General features: G+C 71.4%; 17 protein-coding genes and 1 pseudogene. 9 read left to right on the top strand and 9 right to left on the bottom strand.

What is annotated here, in order from left to right:
• Positions 1 to 13: 13 nt before the first annotated feature.
• Positions 14 to 346, top strand: a pseudogene (locus ABT186_RS33160) (5'-nucleotidase C-terminal domain-containing protein); the annotation flags it as partial.
• Between the two features lie 19 nt (positions 347 to 365).
• Here ABT186_RS33160 and ABT186_RS33155 read toward each other — a convergent pair.
• The 7 genes from ABT186_RS33155 to ABT186_RS33125 all read right to left on the bottom strand — a co-directional run bounded on the left by ABT186_RS33155 (position 366) and on the right by ABT186_RS33125 (position 9,115).
• The gene (locus ABT186_RS33155; RefSeq protein WP_351236054.1) at positions 366 to 1,514 is read right to left on the bottom strand and encodes a GDSL-type esterase/lipase family protein; all 1,149 of its coding nucleotides are present in this window, start codon (positions 1,512 to 1,514) and stop codon (positions 366 to 368) included.
• Between the two features lie 51 nt (positions 1,515 to 1,565).
• The gene (locus tag ABT186_RS33150; RefSeq protein ID WP_351928224.1) at positions 1,566 to 2,975 is read right to left on the bottom strand and encodes a lysine N(6)-hydroxylase/L-ornithine N(5)-oxygenase family protein; all 1,410 of its coding nucleotides are present in this window, start codon (positions 2,973 to 2,975) and stop codon (positions 1,566 to 1,568) included.
• Positions 2,972 to 4,345, bottom strand: a complete 1,374-nt coding sequence (locus ABT186_RS33145; protein WP_351236058.1) for a pyridoxal phosphate-dependent decarboxylase family protein — start codon at positions 4,343 to 4,345, stop codon at positions 2,972 to 2,974. The genes ABT186_RS33150 and ABT186_RS33145 overlap by 4 nt, the downstream gene beginning before the upstream one ends.
• A 193-nt stretch (positions 4,346 to 4,538) precedes the next feature.
• Positions 4,539 to 7,040, bottom strand: a complete 2,502-nt coding sequence (gene pepN / locus ABT186_RS33140; RefSeq protein ID WP_351236060.1) for an aminopeptidase N — start codon at positions 7,038 to 7,040, stop codon at positions 4,539 to 4,541.
• Positions 7,041 to 7,087: 47 nt separating this feature from the next.
• Positions 7,088 to 7,645, bottom strand: coding sequence for a response regulator (locus ABT186_RS33135; RefSeq protein WP_351236062.1), 558 nt, complete (start codon positions 7,643 to 7,645; stop codon positions 7,088 to 7,090).
• Positions 7,646 to 7,804: 159 nt separating this feature from the next.
• Positions 7,805 to 8,155 carry a chorismate mutase gene (locus ABT186_RS33130; RefSeq protein WP_351236064.1) on the bottom strand — a complete coding sequence of 117 codons (351 nt, stop codon included), beginning with the start codon at positions 8,153 to 8,155 and terminating at the stop codon, positions 7,805 to 7,807.
• Between the two features lie 189 nt (positions 8,156 to 8,344).
• Positions 8,345 to 9,115: a S1 family peptidase gene (locus tag ABT186_RS33125; protein ID WP_351928238.1), complete on the bottom strand. Its 771-nt coding sequence runs from the start codon at positions 9,113 to 9,115 to the stop codon at positions 8,345 to 8,347.
• A gap of 238 nt (positions 9,116 to 9,353) precedes the next feature.
• Here ABT186_RS33125 and ABT186_RS33120 point away from each other — a divergent pair, with 238 nt between their 5' ends.
• The 3 genes from ABT186_RS33120 (at position 9,354) to ABT186_RS33110 (ending at position 11,233) form a co-directional block, all read left to right on the top strand.
• Positions 9,354 to 10,250: a hypothetical protein gene (locus tag ABT186_RS33120; RefSeq protein WP_351236066.1), complete on the top strand. Its 897-nt coding sequence runs from the start codon at positions 9,354 to 9,356 to the stop codon at positions 10,248 to 10,250.
• Positions 10,251 to 10,353: 103 nt separating this feature from the next.
• Complete coding sequence (locus tag ABT186_RS33115) at positions 10,354 to 11,097, top strand: ankyrin repeat domain-containing protein (RefSeq protein ID WP_351928222.1); 744 nt, start codon at positions 10,354 to 10,356, stop codon at positions 11,095 to 11,097.
• Between the two features lie 7 nt (positions 11,098 to 11,104).
• A complete protein-coding gene (locus ABT186_RS33110) occupies positions 11,105 to 11,233 on the top strand; it encodes a hypothetical protein (protein WP_351236069.1) in 129 nt (42 codons plus the stop codon).
• 78 nt (positions 11,234 to 11,311) lie between these two features.
• On the opposite strand, the gene ABT186_RS33105 is transcribed toward ABT186_RS33110, so the two are convergent.
• Positions 11,312 to 12,220 (bottom strand): SDR family oxidoreductase, encoded by a 909-nt coding sequence (locus tag ABT186_RS33105; protein WP_351928220.1) that lies wholly within the window; start codon positions 12,218 to 12,220, stop codon positions 11,312 to 11,314.
• Between the two features lie 100 nt (positions 12,221 to 12,320).
• Positions 12,321 to 13,055 (bottom strand): SDR family oxidoreductase, encoded by a 735-nt coding sequence (locus ABT186_RS33100; RefSeq protein ID WP_351928236.1) that lies wholly within the window; start codon positions 13,053 to 13,055, stop codon positions 12,321 to 12,323.
• Between the two features lie 148 nt (positions 13,056 to 13,203).
• Here ABT186_RS33100 and ABT186_RS33095 point away from each other — a divergent pair, with 148 nt between their 5' ends.
• The 5 genes from ABT186_RS33095 to ABT186_RS33075 are packed head-to-tail and all read left to right on the top strand — an operon-like array spanning position 13,204 to position 17,325.
• Positions 13,204 to 13,947, top strand: coding sequence for an enoyl-CoA hydratase family protein (locus tag ABT186_RS33095; protein ID WP_351928218.1), 744 nt, complete (start codon positions 13,204 to 13,206; stop codon positions 13,945 to 13,947).
• On the top strand, positions 13,948 to 14,871 hold the full coding sequence (locus ABT186_RS33090) for a CoA transferase subunit A (RefSeq protein ID WP_351236074.1): 924 nt from the start codon (positions 13,948 to 13,950) through the stop codon (positions 14,869 to 14,871). It begins immediately after the preceding gene.
• On the top strand, positions 14,868 to 15,623 hold the full coding sequence (locus tag ABT186_RS33085; protein WP_351236076.1) for a CoA-transferase subunit beta: 756 nt from the start codon (positions 14,868 to 14,870) through the stop codon (positions 15,621 to 15,623). The genes ABT186_RS33090 and ABT186_RS33085 overlap by 4 nt, the downstream gene beginning before the upstream one ends.
• Positions 15,623 to 16,687: an NAD(P)H-dependent flavin oxidoreductase gene (locus ABT186_RS33080; RefSeq protein WP_351236078.1), complete on the top strand. Its 1,065-nt coding sequence runs from the start codon at positions 15,623 to 15,625 to the stop codon at positions 16,685 to 16,687. Before ABT186_RS33085 ends, ABT186_RS33080 begins: the two co-directional genes overlap by 1 nt.
• On the top strand, positions 16,684 to 17,325 hold the full coding sequence (locus ABT186_RS33075; protein ID WP_351928216.1) for an SIMPL domain-containing protein: 642 nt from the start codon (positions 16,684 to 16,686) through the stop codon (positions 17,323 to 17,325). Before ABT186_RS33080 ends, ABT186_RS33075 begins: the two co-directional genes overlap by 4 nt.
• Positions 17,326 to 17,345 lie beyond the last annotated feature (20 nt).

The raw sequence follows: 17,345 nt of genomic DNA, 5'->3' as shown, positions 1-17,345 counted from the left end.
CGGGCGGCACTTGGACGCGAACGGCCGCCCGGACTACAACTGCGACTATGTGTCGGGGCTGCGGTATGAGATCGACATCGCTCAGGCGGCGGGTTCGCGCATCAAGGACCTGACCTGCAACGGTGCCGCGCTGGATGACGCGCAGCAGTTCGTGTTCGCGGTGAACAATTACCGTGCCAGTGGTGGCGGGGCGTTCGCGTTCGTGGCGTCGGCCAAGGAGCTGTGGTCGGAGTCGGCGGAGATCCGGACCCGGATCGCGGAGTGGGTGACCGCGAAGGGGGTTCTGGATCCGAGGGACTTCGCGTCGGTGGACTGGAAGCTCATGCGGAACGGTACGTCTGTCTTCCAGGGGTCCGGTGTTCTGGTCACAGTTTCAGTAGGGACGTGTCGATGGCGTCGGCGATGGCTTTCGCGCCGGCGTCGTTGACGTGGAGGCCGTCACCGGAGTTGAAGTCGTCGCGGATCCGTTCGGGTTCGGCGGGGTCCGCGACGGCGGCGGCGACGTCGGCGATGCCGTCGAAGGGGTGTTCGTCGCCGAGGAGCCATGCGTTGACCTCGCGGCGTACGGCCTGCCCGGTCTCGGCGTCATAGCCCTCGTACACCGTGCCCCGGTACGGGCCGATGGTGGAGCCGATGACGGTGAGTCCGGCGGTGTGCAGGCGGTCGGCGAGTGCGGTGAGCCCTGCGATGAGGTCTTCGGCGGTGGCTCCTTCGGCGGGCTCGGGGTGGGCGCGGAATCCGGGCATGCCGAGGTCGTTGAGCCCGATGTGGATCAGGACGTGGCTGACGCCGGGCACTGCGAGGACGTCGCGTTCGACACGGGCGAGGAGGCGCTCGCCGATCTCGTCGGTGAGCAGGCGGTTGCCGGAGATGCCTTGGTTGACGATCCAGCCGTGGGTGAGGCGGCGGCTGAGCTGTGCGGGGAAGCTGTTGTCGGTGCCGGGGGTGGTGGCGGTGCCCTCGATCCAGGAGTCGCCGAAGGCGACGGCGATGCGGGTGTCGTCGGGGGCCAGTACGTCGACGCCCGTGAGGAAGTGGCCGCCGGTCAGCTCCTCGGCCTCCTGGAAGGTTTCGGCGTCGAGCTGGTTGCCGGGGACGGCATGTCCGATGTCGTACGGTACGGCGGAGTAGGTGGTCAGTCCTGTGTCGCCGGGCAGGTAGAGGGTGAGCGCGAGTTCCTCTCCCGCGCTCACGGGCCGTTCGACCGGGTCGCTGACGAGTTCTTCGCCGACGGGGATCGTGGCTGCCGGGGAGCCCGAGAAGAACAGCGGGGTGCGGGTGGCGGGGTCGATCCCGCTTCCGCGGGTGCGGGCGGCGACATGGGCGGCGCCGATCTCCAGGGGCTCCTTGCCGTACTTGTTGCTGAGCCTCACCCGCAGTGCTTCACCTCCCCCGGCCAGGCGTAGCGGCTGTCGTATGGTCCGGTCGGTGAAACCGCGGGGTTCGAAGAGCTGGAAGCTCTCGTACGGGCTGATGACGGCGGAGCGGTGGGCGGCGATCCATGTTGTGGTCATGGGGAGCCCAACCGGACTGCCACCCGGATTCTTCCTCTCCTTCCGGTCTTCTTACCGTCCGTCGACCAGCGGGGTGATGGTCCGGTGCTGCCGGGCCGGCGGGATCCGGTCCGGTGGCTGGAGTCCGAAGGTGGTGTAGGCCGTTCGCCGGGGCAGGGGGTAGGGCTCTTTGCCGGTGAGGGAGTTGAGGATGGTGGCGCTGCGCCAGGCGGCGAGTCCGAGGTCGGGGGTGCCGACGCCGTGGGTGTGGAGTTCGGCGTTCTGGACGTAGACGCTTCCGGTGACTGCGGGGTCGAGGACCATGCGGAACTGGTCGTCGATGCGGGGGCGGTCGTGGCTGTCGCGGCGCAGGTAGGGGGCGAGTCCGGCCAGGATGCGGCCCAGGGGACGTTCGCGGTAGCCGGTGGCGAGGACGACGGCGTCGGTGGTGAGCCGGGTGCGGGTGTCCTGCTGCTCGTGTTCGAGGTGGAGTTCGATCCTGGTGGTGGCGATGCGTCCGGCGGTGCGGACGTGGACGCCGGGGGTGAGGACGACGTCGGGCCAGTCGCCGTGGAGGGTGCGGCGGTAGAGCTCGTCGTGGATGGCGGCGATGGTGCCGGCGTCGATGCCTTTGTGGAGCTGCCATTGGGCGGCGACGAGGCGGTCTCGTACGGGTTCGGCGAGGGCGTGGAAGTAGTGGGTGTAGTCGGGGGTGAAGTGTTCCAGGCCGAGCTTGGAGTACTCCATGGGGGCGAAGGCCTCGGTGCGGGCGATCCAGTGGATCTTCTCCCGGCCGACGGGGCGGTGGCGTAGGAGGTCGAGGAAGACCTCGGCGCCCGATTGGCCGGCGCCGATGACGGTGATGTGGCCGACGGCGAGGAACTCCTCGCGGTGCTGGAGGTAGTCGGCGGCGTGGATGACGGGCACGCCGGCGGCGTCGGCGAGGGGTCGCAGTGGTTCGGGCACGTGTGGTTCGGTGCCGACGCCGAGGACGATGTTGCGTGTGTATGTGCGGCCGAGGGTTTCGGTCCCGTCGTCGGTGCCGAGGCGGGTGAAGTCGACTTCGAAGACGTCGCGCTCGGAGTTCCAGCGGACGGCGTCGACCTGGTGGCCGAAGTGGAGTCCGGGGAGGCCCTCGGCGACCCAGCGGCAGTAGGCGTCGTATTCGGCGCGCTGGAGGTGGAAGCGTTCGGCGAAGTAGAAGGGGAAGAGGCGGTCGCAGGTCTTGAGGTAGTTGAGGAAGGACCAGGCGTTGGTGGGGTCGGCGAGGGTCACCAGGTCGGCGAGGAAGGGGACTTGGAGGGTGGTGCCGTCGATGAGGAGGCCGGGGTGCCAGTCGAAGCCGGGGCGTTGTTCGTAGAAGGCGGTGTCGAGTTCGGCGAGGGGGTGGGCGAGGGCGGCGAGGGAGAGGTTGAACGGGCCGATGCCGATGCCGACCAGGTCGCGGTGCGCTTCGGTTTCGTGGTGCGGGAGGTTGGTCATCGGGGGGTGCTTCCTTCCACCAGGTTCAGGAGTGCGGCCAGGTCGGCGGGCCGGGTGTGGGGGTTGAGGAGGGTGGCCTTGAGCCAGAGGCGGCCGTCGAGCCGGGCTCGGCCGAGGACGGTGCGGCCGTCGTTCAGGAGGGTGCGGCGGAGGGCGGCGACGGTGTCGTCGGACGCTTCGGCGGGCCGGAAGAGGACCGTGCTGATCGTGGGCGGGGCGTGGAGCTCGAAGGCGGGGTGTGCGCGGACGAGGTCGGCGAACTCGTGTGCGCGGGCGCAGACGTGGTCGACGAGGGTGCCGAGTCCGGTGCGGCCGAGGGTCTTGAGGGTGACGGCGATCTTGAGCATGTCGGGGCGCCGGGTGGTGCGCAGGGAGCGTCCGAGGAGGTCGGGGAGACCGGCTTCGGTGTCGTCGTCGGCGTTGAGGTAGTCGGCCTGGTGCTGGAGGGCGTCGAGGTCGTGGGGGTCGCGGACGGTGAGGAGGCCGGCTGCGATGGGCTGCCAGCCGAGTTTGTGCAGGTCGAGGGTGACCGTGTGGGCGCGGTCGAGGCCGGTGAGCCTGGGGCGGTGGCGGTCGCTGAAGAGGAGTCCGCCTCCGTAGGCGGCGTCGATGTGGAGGCGGGCGCCGTGGGCGGCGCACAGGTCGGCGATCTCGGGCAGGGGGTCGATGAGGCCGGCGTCGGTGGTGCCGGCGGTGGCGGCGACGAGCAGGGCGCCGGGCCTGTGGTTCTGCCGCCGGGCGCCGGTGAGGGCTTCGTCGAGGGCGGTGGGGTCGAGGGTGCCGTGGGGGGCGGGGACGGCGACGGGTTCGGGCAGGCCGAGGAGCCAGGCTGCGCGCGGGAGGGAGTGGTGGGCGTTCGTGCCGCAGACGAGCTGGATGCTGCCGTGGGCTTCGCGGGCGAGGAGGAGGGCGAGCTGGTTGGACTCGGTGCCGCCGGTGGTGACGAGCGAGTCGGCCGCTCCGGCTTCTTCGGCGAGGGCCCGTGTCACCAGCGTTTCCAGGGCGGAGGCGGCCGGGGCCTGGTCCCAGGAGTCGAGGGAGGGGTTGAGGACGCTGGCGGCGAGGTCGGCGGCGGTGGCGAGGGCGAGGGGCGGGCAGTGCAGGTGGGCGGCGCACAGGGGGTCGGCGGGGTCGGCGGCGCCCTCGGCGAAGGCGTGGACGAGGGCGCGTAGGGCGTCGGGGTCGCCCTGCTGCGGCAGTACGTCGCCGACGGCATCGCGCACCTGGGCGGTCACTGCTTCGGGCCCGCCCGCGGGCAGCGGGCCACCGCGTGCACGCGCGCCCTCGGCCAGGGCACCGAGGACGGTTTCGAGCAACGGCCGTAGCGTACCGGGGCCGTCGGGCCCCGATGCGAGGGGCGGCAAGCTCATGGGACGTCCTCCAGGCGCGCGGCGGGGGAATCAAGCCTGCATGCGAGGTGGTCCGGCCTGCCCGAAGAGGACAACGATCCGACCCGAATGGGGGTATTGCCGTGGGGAGGAAGTGCTGGGGGTGGCATATGCGCGGCCGGCCGGTGCCCCCGTGGCCCGTGAGGGTGGGGCTCCGGCCGGGGCGGAATGCCTGTTACGCCTCCTGGATGCGCAGCGCCCGTGCCAGGTCGTCGAGTTCGTCGACGAGCCTGCGGTGCAGGGCGGGGGTGAGGTCCGCCTCGCGCAGGCACTGTTCGCCCCGCTGGAGGGTGTCCGCCCGGACGGAGTAGCGGGGGAAGGCCCAGCGGCCGGCGGCGGCTGCGATGGCGGGGCCGCGGCGGGCGGCGACGGGGGGTGCGTCGGTCCAGTAGCGGTCGACGTACTCCTCGACCAGTTCGGCCTGTTCGGGTTGCCAGAAGCCCTGTGCGGTGGCGGTGAACAGGTAGTTGGAGAGGTCGTCGGTGGTGAACATCGCCTCCCAGGCGCGCCGCTTGGCGTCGGGGTCGGGCAGGGCGGCGCGGCAGCGGGCGGCTCCTTCCTGGCCGGTGGCGCTGGGGTCGCGTTCGAGTTCCCCGGCGATGGTGGGCTCGTCGACGGCGCCGAGGACGGCGAGACGGCCGAGGATGCGCCAGCGCAGTTCGGGGTCGAGTTCGGGTCCGCCGGGCACGGTGCCGTCGGCGAGCCAGGCGGCGATGGTGTCGGGGTGGGCTGCGGCGTCGATGAAGTGGCGTACGGCGATCAGGCGCAGCCCGGAGTGGGAGCCGTCCTCGGTGCGGCGGATGAGGTCGCGGCACAGGGCGGTGAGGGTGGTGAGCGCGGCGGGCCGGTCGGCGGCCCGCAGGTAGCGGTCGGCGACGTGGGCGGAGGCGAAGGCGAGGACGCCTTCGACGAGGGCCAGGTCGGTCTCGTGCGGGAGGTGGGTGCGGGCGGCTTCCAGGTAGGCGGTGGCGGGGAGGTGGCCGTCGCGTACGGCGTCGCGCAGGGCGTTCCACACGACGGCGCGGGTGAGGGGGTCGGGCAGGCCGGACAGGGCCCCGCGGACGGTCTTGAAGGACTCGGGGTCGAACCGGACCTTGGCGTAGGTGAGGTCGCCGTCGTTGAGCAGGAGCAGGGAGGGGCGTTTGCCGAGGGGCAGTGGTGCGGTCTGCGGGACGTCGAGGTCGAGGCGATCGCGCAGGGTGAGGCCGCCGTCGTCGCCGAGGTCCTGGTCGTAGAGGCCGACGGTGATGCGGTGGGGGCGGCTGCCGTCGCGGCCGACGGTGAGGGCGTAGGTGCCGTCGTCGGCCTGGGTGAGGTGCGCGGTGAGGGTGTCGACGCCGGTGGTGCGCAGCCAGGAGTCGGCCCAGGCGTGCACGTCGCGGTCGGTGGCGCTCGCGAGGGAGTCGATGAAGTCGGCGAGGGCCGCGTTGCCGAAGCGGTGGCGGGCGAAGTGGGTGTTGATGCCGGCGAGGAAGTCCTTGTCGCCGAGCCAGGCCACCAGCTGCCGGAGCGCGGAGGCGCCCTTGGCGTAGGAGATGCCGTCGAAGTTGAGGAGTGCGGAGGCGGTGTCGTCGACGGCTTCGGGGGCCACGGGGTGGGTGGAGGGGCGCTGGTCCGCGTCGTATCCCCAGGCCTTGCGGGCGACGCCGAAGTCGGTCCAGGTGTCGGTGAAGCGGGTGGCTTCGGTGAGGGTCTGGTAGCCCATGTACTCGGCGAAGGACTCGTTCAGCCAGATGTCGTCCCACCAGCGCAGGGTGACGAGGTCGCCGAACCACATGTGGGCCATCTCGTGGGCGATGACCATGGCGCGGGTCTGGCGCTGGGTGTCGGTGACGGCGGAGCGGTAGACGAATTCGTCGCGGAAGGTGACGAGTCCGGGGTTCTCCATGGCTCCGGCGTTGAATTCGGGGACGAACGCCTGGTCGTAGGAGTCGAAGGGGTAGGGCTCCTCGAACTTCTCGTGGTAGCGGTCGTAGCACTGGCGGGTGATCTCGAAGAGTTCGTCCGCGTCGGTGTCGAGGTGGGGTGCGAGGGAGCGGCGGCAGTGGATGCCGAAGGGCAGTCCGCGGTGTTCGGTGCGCACGGAGTGCCAGGGGCCGGCGGCGACGGCGACCAGGTAGGTGGAGATGAGGGGGGTGGTGGCGGCCTGCCAGGTGCCGTCGCTCTGGTGGGTGGTGATGCCGTTGGCGAGGACGCTCCAGCCCTCGGGCGCCTTGACGGTGAGGTCGAAGACGGCCTTGAGGTCGGGCTGGTCGAAGGCAGCGAAGACGCGCTGGACGTCGTCCATGAACAGCTGGGTGTAGACGTAGGTCTCGCCGTCGGTGGGGTCGGTGAAGCGGTGCATGCCCTCGCCGGTGCGCGAGTAGCGCATGGCGGCGTCGATGCGCAGTTCGTGCTCGCCCGCGGTGAGGTCCTTCAGCGGCAGCCGGTTCTCGGTGAGGGTCTTGGGGTCGAGGGGCTGTCCGTCCAGGGTGGCGGAGCGCAGCTCGGCGGGCTTGAGCTCGACGAAGGTGTCCGCGACGGCTTGGTCCCCGCGCACCGTGAAGCGGATGACGGTACGGGAGTCGAAGGTCTCGTCGCCGCGGGTCAGATCGAGGGCGATCTCGTAGCGGTGGACGTCGAGGAGCCGGGCACGGGTCTGCGCTTCGTTGCGCGTCAGTACGGACATGAAGGACATGCTGCCTGATGCCGCTGACAGCGCACAGGGGCGGTCCGTTACACGGCCTATGTCCGTCTGTCGCACCGTGCGGAGGTGCGTTCGCGGGACGGTTCGCCGGTGGGTTCATTGCGCCGGCCCGGTACGCGGGCGTCCGGATGCGGCAGGGCGCGGGCCGGGGGTGCGGTGGGCTCCTGGATCCTGGCGCGCAGGGCGCGGACTTCCTGTTCCAGGGCCTGAAAGCGCCGGTGGGCGTCGTAGAGGTAGCGGACTTTGGTGCGCAGGGTCCAGGGGTCGACGGGTTTCATCACGAGGTCGGCGACGCCGAGTCCGAAGGCGGCGGAGGCAAGTGCGGCGTCGGAGCCGAAGCCGGTGAGCAGGATGATCGGGATGTGCTGGGTCTGTTCCACGCGCCGCATGTAGCGCACGACGTCGAGTCCGCTGACGCCGGGCATGCGCACGTCGAGGAGCAGGAGGCCGACCTGGCCGCGCAGGACCTCCTTGAGGGCGTCGTCGCCGCTGGTGGCGCGGGTCAGCCGGTAGCCCAGCGGGGCCAGGGCGCTCTCCAGTGCGAAGAGTGTGTCCTCATGGTCGTCGACGATGAGAATCCTGGCATCAGACGGCATGGCCCGACGTCCCCTCGCTTGGACAACCAGATGGTGCCCGGACCGTCTTACCGCACTTTCCTTTGATCTGACGTGGAGTCACCCGGTCGGCTGGGCGCCGTGCGCCCGGCCGGTCCGTACGGAGCGTTCAGCGCAGGATGCCCGGCCGGCCGCGGGTTGTCACTCCCCCGGAGCGTCGATGGCGGCCGTGGCGCCGTCGGCGATGCGCTCGTGGTGGCGGATGACCTCGGCGATGATGAAATTGAGCAGTTTTTCCGCGAACGCGGGGTCGAGTCTGGCGTTCTCGGCGAGTCGGCGCAGCCGGGCGATCTGGGCGGCCTCGCGGGCCGGGTCGGCGGGCGGCAGCTGGTGTGCGGCCTTGAGATGGCCGACCTGCTGGGTGCACTTGAAGCGTTCGGCGAGCATGTGGACGACGGCTGCGTCGATGTTGTCGATGCTCTCGCGCAGCCGGGCCAGTTCGGCGCGGACGGCCGGGTCGACGTCTCCGGTGGCGGTGTGGCGGGTGGTCATGGGCGACCAGCCTAGAGGGCGTGCGCGTACGCGATCGTCCCTGTCCGGAGTGCGGATCGTCCTCCGGGGGTTTGTGGCCCGCGACCACGCGCGGCACGGGGGCAAGGGGCGTGCGGGAGAGCGCCCGCGGCCGGGGCGGACCGCGGGCGCTCTCGTACCCATGGGGGGGGTACGCCTGTGCGGGTCGGGTCAGAGGCCGGATGCGGCCCTGGCTATGTCGGCCGCGAAGGTGGAGACCTCGGTGTAGACGCCGGGGTAGCCGGCGCGTGCGCAGCCCTGGCCCCAGCTGACGATGCCGACCTGGAGGTACGCGCCGGTGTTGTCCTTGCGGAACATGGGCCCGCCGGAGTCGCCCTGACAGGTGTCGACGCCACCCTGCGGGAATCCGGCGCAGATCTCCTCGCCGGGCACCAGGTCGCTGCCGTAAGCCTGCTGACAGGTCGCGTCGTCGACGAAGGGGACGGTGGCCTTGAGCAGGTAGCGCTGCTGGCCGCCGCCCTCGCGGGCCGCGCCCCAGCCGGCGATGGTGAAGTTCCCGTTGTTGTACGCGGTGGTGGTGGCGATCTTCAGGGTGGGGAGGTCGATGGGCCGGGCGAGTTTGATCAGCGCCCAGTCCCTGCCCTTGCCGTTGTAGCCGGGGGCCTGCAGCACCTTGGTCGACTTCACCTTGATCGCGCTGCTGCTTTGCAGGTCGACGACGCCGGCGGTGGCGGTGATGGAGGTGTTGGTGCCGGATCCGCTGACGCAGTGCGCGGCGGTCAGGACGATGTTCTTGGCATACAGGGCTCCGCCGCAGCCCATGGAGAGCCGCACCATGAACGGGAACTCGCCCTGCGCGGCACGCGTCCCGCCGACGACGGGCTGGGGAGCCGCCTGCGCGGACAGCGGCTGGAGCGAGAGGGCGGCGAGGGCGACGGCGACGGCCGCGACGGCTCTTTTGAGACCGATGGTCTTCTTCAGAAGCTTCAACGTGCTTCCTTCCGTGGGGGGTTGACCGCATGGCGGAAGCACGCGAGAAGTTCATGTCATGCTCCCGCCAAGTCTTTACGAATTATTTGGACGGACGGCGGGGGCGACAAGAACCGATTTCCGGCCAGAGGGCCGTGCGACGCGAGATCCTCGCACCCGCGCACGCTCCGCCGGGGGGAGGAAGCGCGCATACAGTGGATTCAGTGCTGGCGTCTTTGGGGGTGCGGACGTGGCGAACGACGGACCGGTCGAGCACGGCTATCCGCACCTGGACACGGTGCGGGCGGCCATCACCGCGCTGTACAAAAGGCTCTCCTACGACACCATCCACACCTTCGCGACCAGCGTGCTCCCCGCCGATGTGGCGTTCTCCGACCAGGACGACCTGCATCTGGGGGCGCAGCGCGTGGCGCGCGAGCTGGTACGGCACTACCGGCTGCCCGACGCCCGGATGATCGTCAGCTTCCGCGAGATGACCCACGCAGCGAACGTCGAACTCACCGCGGGCCCCGAGTACTTCATCGAGCTGAACGACCGCTTCCGCACCCACCGCCGGGACATCGGCGCGGCCCTCGCGCACGAGGTGATGCACGTCTATCTGCACCGCCTCGACCTGGCTTTCCCCAGCACACGCGACAACGAGATCCTCACCGACACGGCGACGACGTACCTGGGCGCGGGCTGGCTGCTCCTGGACGCCTACCGCGAGGACGGGGCGTCGTCGCAGAAGCTCGGCTATCTCACCCCGGAGGAGTTCGGCTACGTCCTCGCCAAGCGGGCACTGCTGTTCGGCGAGGACCCGGCGATCTGGTTCACCAGCCCGCAGGCGTACACGGCGTACACGAAGGGCATGGCGCAGGCGCGCCACGACGAGCAGCAGCCACCCCTGACGGCGGCCGGCTGGGCGGGCCGCCGCCGCTACGCCAAGGACCGCCGCTACGCCCAGGACCACGCCTCCCCCGGCCCGCATCCGGGCGTCCCGTACTCCTTCACCCCGGCCGGCCGCGGCCCGCTGCGCGTCTCCTTCCCGTGCCCGACCTGCCAGCAGCGGATCAGGGTGCCCGTGCGGGGGCGGGTACGGGCACGCTGCGGGCTGTGCCGGACCGTACTGGAGTGCGACACATGAGGTGCCGCCGTCGCTTGGCGTGACCTGAGAGGCAGCACAGAGGTGGCACAGAACACCTCATATGTCTTTGCACCCCGAACCCTCGGCGAGCGAGGGTCGAAGCATGAACACGCACGAGCCGCCGGGACTGTTCACGGCGGTGTACGAAGGGGACGAGGACGCGGTCGTACGACTGCTGCGCGCGGGCGCGAGCCCCGAGTCGGTGGACGCGGAGGGTCAGACGGCCCTGTATCTGGCGGCGGTGAGCGACGCGCCGGGCACCGTACGGCTGCTGCTGGCGACCGGCGCCGACCCCGACCGCCTCAGCGCGGGCGCCGACGCACCCCTGTGCGGGGCCGCCTGCGGAGGCCACACCGAGGTCGTACGGGCGCTGCTCGCGGCCGGGGCGACGCCGGATCTGGTGGAGGAGTACGGATTCCGGGCGCTGACCTGGGCGGTGCAACGAGGGCACGCCGACGTCGTACGGGCGCTGCTGGCGGCGGGCGCGGACCCGGATCTGCCCGGTCCCACGGGCGAGCCCCCGCTGGTGGCGGCCGCCCGCCGCGGCTCGCCCGGCTGCGTACGGGCGCTGCTGGAGCACGGCGCGCGAGCGCGACAGGAGGCCCTCGCCGAGGCCCGGCGCTGGCTGGCGCGGGACATTGCGGCGGAACTCCGGGCGGGTCTGGAGGCGACGTACGGCCCGGGGCACGAGTACGTCACGCGCCGCTTCGAGGAGGAGCCCGGCACGGTGACGGTCGAGGTCGCTCTCCTGCGCGACGGCCGGCCGGCGGCGGCGAACGACCAGCAGACCGGACACGGCGTGATAGCGGGCCTGCTGGAGGCCCGCCCCGGCGCGGCGCGGGGGTGAGGCGGACGTGCACGGGGAGCGATTCGGAGCCGCGCAGCCCGGCCGACTCCATGACCTGCAGCGCAATCACTTCACAGGACGGGGCTTCCTGGTGGTGCCGCTGGTGAACGTCGTGCTGTCCGCCGTGCCCGGGTGATCTCGCGGGCACCACGTCCGGGATCTCACCAGCCTCGCAACCAGCTGCCACGCCCCGGCGGGGCGTGCCACCGAAGGGCTACTGCGCCCCGTACACCTCCCCCGGAACCGCCGTCTCCGCCAGCAGTTTCCACGCCGCCTCACCCGCCTCGGCCGGAGACCAGCGCGCCCCCTTGTCGGCGGTCGGGCCCTGCCGCCAGCCCTCCATGACGCTGATCCGTCCGCCCTCCGCCTCGAAGACCCGTCCGCTGACTCCGGCGCTCGCCGTGGAGCCGAGCCAGACGACCAACGGCGAGACGTTCTCGGGGGCCATGGCGTCGAAGCCGGATGCGGGCACCGCCATCGTCCCGGCGAACGTACGCTCGGTCATCCGGGTGCGTGCGGCGGGCGCGATCGCGTTGGCCTGAACGCCGTATCGCGCGAGTTCCGCCGCCGCGACCAGCGTCAGAGCCACGATTCCCGCCTTCGCCGCGCTGTAGTTGCCCTGCCCCACGGACCCCAGCAGACCTGCCCCGCTGCTGGTGTTGACGATACGGGCCCGCGGCGTGCGTCCCGCTTTCGCCTCCGCCCGCCAGTGCGCCGCCGCGTGCTTCAGCGGCAGGAAGTGCCCCTTGAGGTGCACGCGTACGACGGCGTCCCAGTCGTCCTCGTCGAGGTTGACCAGCATCCGGTCACGCAGAAACCCGGCGTTGTTGACCAGGGTGTCGAGCCGCCCGTACGTCTCCAGGGCGGTCGCCACCAGCGATGCGGCCCCGGCGCTCGTCGCGATGTCGCCGCCGTGCGCGACCGCCTCCCCGCCCGCCGCGCGGATCTCCTCGACGACCCGCCCGGCCGGGCTGTCGGCGCCGGGCGTGCCGTCGAGGCCGACCCCGAGGTCGTTGACGACGACCTTCGCGCCCTCCGCGGCGAACGCGAGGGCGTGGGCGCGGCCGAGTCCACGGCCCGCGCCGGTGACGACGACCACCCGACCGTCGGCGATACCTGTCACTTCATGTCCCCTTGTCCGTTTGTCCGTCGGCCGTTCGTATTGCTGGATCGACTTGTCGATTTGCTGTCCTTGCAGCCCCTACAGCCCCTACAGGGGTGGCTCACGAGCCCTTGTTGGCGGTCGCCGCGTCGAGGAATGCCGGCCTTTCCCCTCCCCCGTGGACGAGCAGACTCGCCCCGGTGATGTACGCGGCGGCGTCCGAGGCGAGGAAGACGGCGGCCTCCCCGATGTCGGACGGCTCGGCGAGCCGTCCCAGCGGAACGGTGCGGGAGACGGCCGCGATGCCGTCCTCTCCTCCGTAGTGGATATGAGACAGCTCGGTGCGGACCATCCCGACGACGAGCGTGTTGACCCGCACCTCGGGCGCCCACTCGACGGCCATGGACCGGGCAAGGCTCTCCAGTCCTGCCTTGGCCGCCCCGTAGGCGGCGGTGCCCGGAGAGGGGCGGCTGCCGCTCACGCTGCCGATCATCACGACCGCTCCCCGGGCGTGTCTGAGGTGGTCGTACGCGGCGAGGGAGACGGTCAGCGGTGCGACGAGATTGAGTTCGACGACCCGGGCGTGACGTTCGGGCCCGGCGTCGGCGAGGGGCCGGTAGGGGGCGCCGCCCGCGTTGTTGACCAGTACGTCGACGCGGGGCAGCGCGCCGAAGAAGTCCCGTACGGCGGGCGGGTCGCACACATCGAGCGGGGCGAACTCGGCTCCTTCCAGGGGGACTTCGGGCGGTCGTCGGGCGCACACCACGACATCGGCACCGGCCGCGACGAACGCCCGGGCGATCCCGGCCCCGACGCCGCGGGTGCCGCCGGTGACGACGGCGGTCCGGCCGCGCAGGCTCCGGGCGGTCCGTTCGAAACTCCCGCCCGGTCCGTTCGGAGCCGGGCCGTCCGAGTTGTCCACAGGGCCTCCCGCCGGGATGCGATGCCTGCTAGCTTCGAATCGCACCTAACAAACGTTTGGTGGAAAGGTAGCTGATGTGCCCATGGGTGTCTCCACCTCGTGCCCGGAAAAAGGGGTCGCCGTCGTCACGGTCGACTTCCCGCCGGTGAACGCGCTGCCGGTGACCGGCTGGTTCGGCCTGGCCGACGCGGTGCGGTCGGCGGGCCGTGACCCGGAGGTCCGGTGTGTTGTGCTGGCCGCGGAGGGTCGCGGTTTCAACGCGGGTGTGGACATCAAGGAGATACAGGCGGAGGGCAGCAGTGCGCTGATCGGGGCCAACCGCGGCTGCTTCGAGGCATTCGCGGCGGTGTACGAGTGCGAGGTGCCGGTCGTGGCGGCGGTGCAGGGCTTCTGTCTGGGCGGCGGGATAGGGCTGGTGGGCAACGCGGACGCGATCGTGGCGAGCGAGGACGCCGTCTTCGGGCTGCCCGAGCTGGACCGGGGTGCGCTGGGCGCGGCCACGCATCTGGCCCGGCTGGTTCCGCAGCATCTGATGCGGGCCCTGTACTACACCTCGCGGACGGCGACGGCCGCCGAATTGCACGCGCACGGCTCGGTGTGGCGGGTCGTGCCGCGTGACCGGCTGCGTGCGGCCGCCCTGGAACTGGCTCGGGAGATCGCGGCCAAGGACGGCGAGCTGCTCCGGCTCGCCAAGGCCGCCATCAACGGCATCGACCCGGTCGACGTGCGCCGCAGCTACCGCTTCGAGCAGGGCTTCACCTTCGAGGCAAATCTCAGCGGCGTGGCCGGCCGCGTCCGGGACACCTTCGGGAAGGAGGGTGCGTAGGTGAGCGACAAGACGATGACCGCCGATGAGGTGGTCTCCCGGCTGGAGAGCGGCATGACCCTGGGCATCGGCGGCTGGGGCTCGCGCCGCAAGCCGATGGCCCTGGTGCGGGCGCTGCTGCGCTCCGGGATCACGGATCTCACGGTCGTCTCGTACGGCGGCCCGGATGTCGGCATGCTCGCGGCCGCCGGGCGGATCCGCAGACTCGTCTCCGCGTTCGCCACCCTCGACTCGATCCCGCTCGAACCGCACTATCGAGCGGCGCGCGAGAGCGGTGCCTTCGAGTTGGCGGAGGTCGACGAGGCGATGTTCATGTGGGGGCTGCACGCGGCGGCGAACCGGCTGCCGTTCCTGCCGGTGCGGGCGGGCCTCGGCTCTGACGTGATGCGGGTCAACCCCGGCCTGCGGACGGTCACTTCGCCGTACGGGGAGGGATGGCCGTTCGCCGGTCCGGAGGGGACAGGGTCCCCGGGGGCCAGTGGCACGGGCGGGGGCGGGCCGGGCCTCCGCGAGGAGTTCGTCGCCATGCCCGCGCTGCGGATGGACGCCGCCCTGGTCCACGTCAACCGCGCCGACCGGCTGGGCAACGGCCAGTACCTGGGCCCGGACCCGTACTTCGACGATCTGTTCTGCGAAGCGGCCGACACGGCGTACGTCTCGTGCGAGCGGATCGTGGACACGGCGGAGCTGACGAAGGAGGCCGCGCCGCAGACCCTCCTCATCAAGCGGCAGACCGTGACCGGCGTGGTCGAGGCTCCGAACGGCGCGCACTTCACGTCCTGCGCGCCCGACCACGACCGGGACGAGGCCTTCCAGAAGCACTACGCGACCACGGAGTGGCCCTTGTTCGCCGAGCGGTTTCTGGCCGGGGACGAACACGCGTATCAGTCGGCCGTCCGGGCCTGGCACAAGGAGCGGTCATGAGCGGTGCGACCCGCGCCGAGTACTGCGTGATCGCCTGCGCCGAGGCCTGGCGCGGAGCGGGCGAGATCCTCGCAAGCCCCATGGGCCCGGTGCCGTCCGTCGGGGCACGGCTCGCCAGGCGGACCTTCTCGCCGGACCTGCTGCTCACCGACGGCGAGGCGATGCTCGTGGGTGTCGACGGGACGGTGGAGGGCTGGCTGCCGTACCGACAGCATCTGACGCTGGTCACCAGCGGTCGGCGGCACGTGATGATGGGCGCGAGCCAGATCGACCGCTTCGGCAACCAGAACATCTCGTGCATCGGCGACTGGGAAAGGCCCCTGCGGCAGTTGCTCGGGGTGCGCGGGGCGCCGGTCAACACGCTCAACAATCCGACCAGTTACTGGATACCGCGGCACTCACGGAGGGTGTTCGTCGACGGGGTCGACATGGTGTGCGGGGTGGGGTACGACCGGGCGGCCCGGCATCCGGCCACCGCCCGCTTCCATCGCATCCCGCGCGTGGTGTCCGACCTCGGTGTCTTCGACTTCGCCACCCCGGACCGCTCGATGCGGCTGGCCTCGCTGCATCCGGGGGTGACGGTGGAGGAGGTGCGGGAGGCGACGGGTTTCGAGCTGACGGTCCCGGACGACGTGCCGTACACCCGGGAACCGACGGCGGAGGAGCTGCGGTTGATCCGCGAGTTGATCGATCCGCAGGGGATACGGGAGCGCGAGGTCCCCGATTCCGGCCGTGCGTTCGAGGGCCGCTGATGGAGACCGCGCTGACCCGGCTCGTCGGTGTCCGTCATCCGATCGTTCAGACCGGCATGGGGTGGGTGGCGGGCCCGCGCCTGGTCTCCGCCACGGCGAACGCGGGTGCACTGGGCATCCTGGCCTCCGCGACCATGACACCCGACCGGTTACGGGAGGCGATACGGGAGGTCCGGTCGCGTACGGACGCGCCGTTCGGGGTGAATCTGCGTGCAGACGCCGGGGACGCCCGGGACCGCGTGCGGATCATCGTCGAGGAGGGCGTGCGGGTCGCGTCCTTTGCGCTCGCGCCGTCCAAGGAGCTCATCGCCGGGCTCAAGGACGCCGGCGTGATCGTCATCCCGTCCGTCGGCGCCCGCCGGCACGCCGAGAAGGTGGCCGCCTGGGGCGCGGACGCGGTGATCGTGCAGGGCGGCGAGGGCGGCGGTCACACCGGCGAGGTGGCGACGACGGTGCTGCTGCCGCAGGTGGTGGACGCGGTGGACATCCCGGTGGTGGCGGCGGGCGGTTTCCACGACGGGCGAGGGCTGGTCGCGGCGCTGGCGTACGGGGCGGCGGGCATCGCGATGGGCACCCGGTTCCTGCTGACCTCGCAGTCCACGGTCCCGGACGCGGTGAAGGCGAGATACCTGGCGGCGACTCTCAAGGACATCACCGTGACCACGGCAGTGGACGGCCTGCCGCACCGTATGCTCCGTACACCGCTCGTCGACTCCCTGGAGCGTGCGGGCCGGACGCGCGCGCTGCTGCGGGCCGTGCGCCGGGCGGCGGGCTTCCGGAAGCTGTCGGGCCTGACCTGGTCCCGGATGATCCGCGACGGGCTCGCCATGCGGCACGGCAAGGACCTGACGTGGAGCCAGGTCCTGCTCGCCGCGAACACACCGATGCTGCTGAAGTCGGCGATGGTCGACGGGCGTACGGATCTGGGGGTGATGGCCGCCGGGCAGGTCGCCGGGGTGATCGAGGATCTGCCGTCGTGTGCGGAGCTGGTGGAGCGGGTGATGGCCCAGGCCCGGGAAACCCTGGGCGCGCTGCCCGTGCCCGGTGCTTCAATGCGCGAATGACCGAATCGATCACAGAACCGTGGGGCCTGAGTGTGTTCGGCGCCGGAAGCGTGCGCGTGGAGCCTCAGCTGGTCCGGGTGAAGCCGACGGTGGACGTGCTGGAGCCGTCGGCGGACAAGGCGTTCCAGAGGGCGGGCCTGGCGGTGTCACAGCTGCGCCAGGTACTGCGCGGGCACGGGATACCGGACGCGTCGGTGTCGGGTTCCCGGCTCAGGCTCAGCTCGGAGTACGACGGTTACGGGAGCGGACGGAAGTTCCTGGGCTACCGGTGCCAGGCCTCGTACTCCGTCGAGACCGAGGCATTGGACGATCTTCAGCAGCTCATCGTGGATGTGGTGGTCGCGGGCGCCGAGCGTATCGACAGCGTGGAGTTCGACGTGCACAACAAGCCCGCCCTGCGCGATGAGGCGCGCCGCAAGGCGGTGGCCGCGGCCCGCCGCAAGGCCGAGGTGTACGCGGAGGCCGCGGGTGTGACGCTCGGCACCGTGCTGCACATCCAGGATGTCGACGCCGAGTCCAGGGAGTTCAGCAACTACCGCGGCCACGGCGGCGGGGGCGGCAGTTCGGCGGGCGACCTGGCGCCGGGCATGGTGGAGGTCTCCGCGGGGGTGGTGCTGGGGTTCTCGCTCGGGCGCTGACCCTCTGCCTGCGGGGCGTC

Origin of the sequence: Streptomyces sp. NPDC001634 (genome assembly GCF_040298185.1) — a bacterium.
GTDB lineage: Bacteria > Actinomycetota > Actinomycetes > Streptomycetales > Streptomycetaceae > Streptomyces.
This window is presented reverse-complemented; position numbering and strand designations above follow the sequence as displayed.

What these genes read in the sequence shown, in the direction of transcription:
- pepN (WP_351236060.1), bottom strand. Translation starts at nt 7,040, where the DNA reads ATGTCCTTCATGTCCGTACTGACGCGCAACGAAGCGCAGACCCGTGCC.
- ABT186_RS33145 (WP_351236058.1), bottom strand. Translation starts at nt 4,345, where the DNA reads ATGAGCTTGCCGCCCCTCGCATCGGGGCCCGACGGCCCCGGTACGCTA.
- ABT186_RS33155 (WP_351236054.1), bottom strand. Translation starts at nt 1,514, where the DNA reads ATGACCACAACATGGATCGCCGCCCACCGCTCCGCCGTCATCAGCCCG.
- ABT186_RS33130 (WP_351236064.1), bottom strand. Translation starts at nt 8,155, where the DNA reads ATGACCACCCGCCACACCGCCACCGGAGACGTCGACCCGGCCGTCCGC.
- ABT186_RS33095 (WP_351928218.1), top strand. Translation starts at nt 13,204, where the DNA reads ATGGGTGTCTCCACCTCGTGCCCGGAAAAAGGGGTCGCCGTCGTCACG.
- ABT186_RS33085 (WP_351236076.1), top strand. Translation starts at nt 14,868, where the DNA reads ATGAGCGGTGCGACCCGCGCCGAGTACTGCGTGATCGCCTGCGCCGAG.
- ABT186_RS33150 (WP_351928224.1), bottom strand. Translation starts at nt 2,975, where the DNA reads ATGACCAACCTCCCGCACCACGAAACCGAAGCGCACCGCGACCTGGTC.
- ABT186_RS33080 (WP_351236078.1), top strand. Translation starts at nt 15,623, where the DNA reads ATGGAGACCGCGCTGACCCGGCTCGTCGGTGTCCGTCATCCGATCGTT.
- ABT186_RS33135 (WP_351236062.1), bottom strand. Translation starts at nt 7,645, where the DNA reads ATGCCGTCTGATGCCAGGATTCTCATCGTCGACGACCATGAGGACACA.
- ABT186_RS33075 (WP_351928216.1), top strand. Translation starts at nt 16,684, where the DNA reads ATGACCGAATCGATCACAGAACCGTGGGGCCTGAGTGTGTTCGGCGCC.
- ABT186_RS33115 (WP_351928222.1), top strand. Translation starts at nt 10,354, where the DNA reads ATGAACACGCACGAGCCGCCGGGACTGTTCACGGCGGTGTACGAAGGG.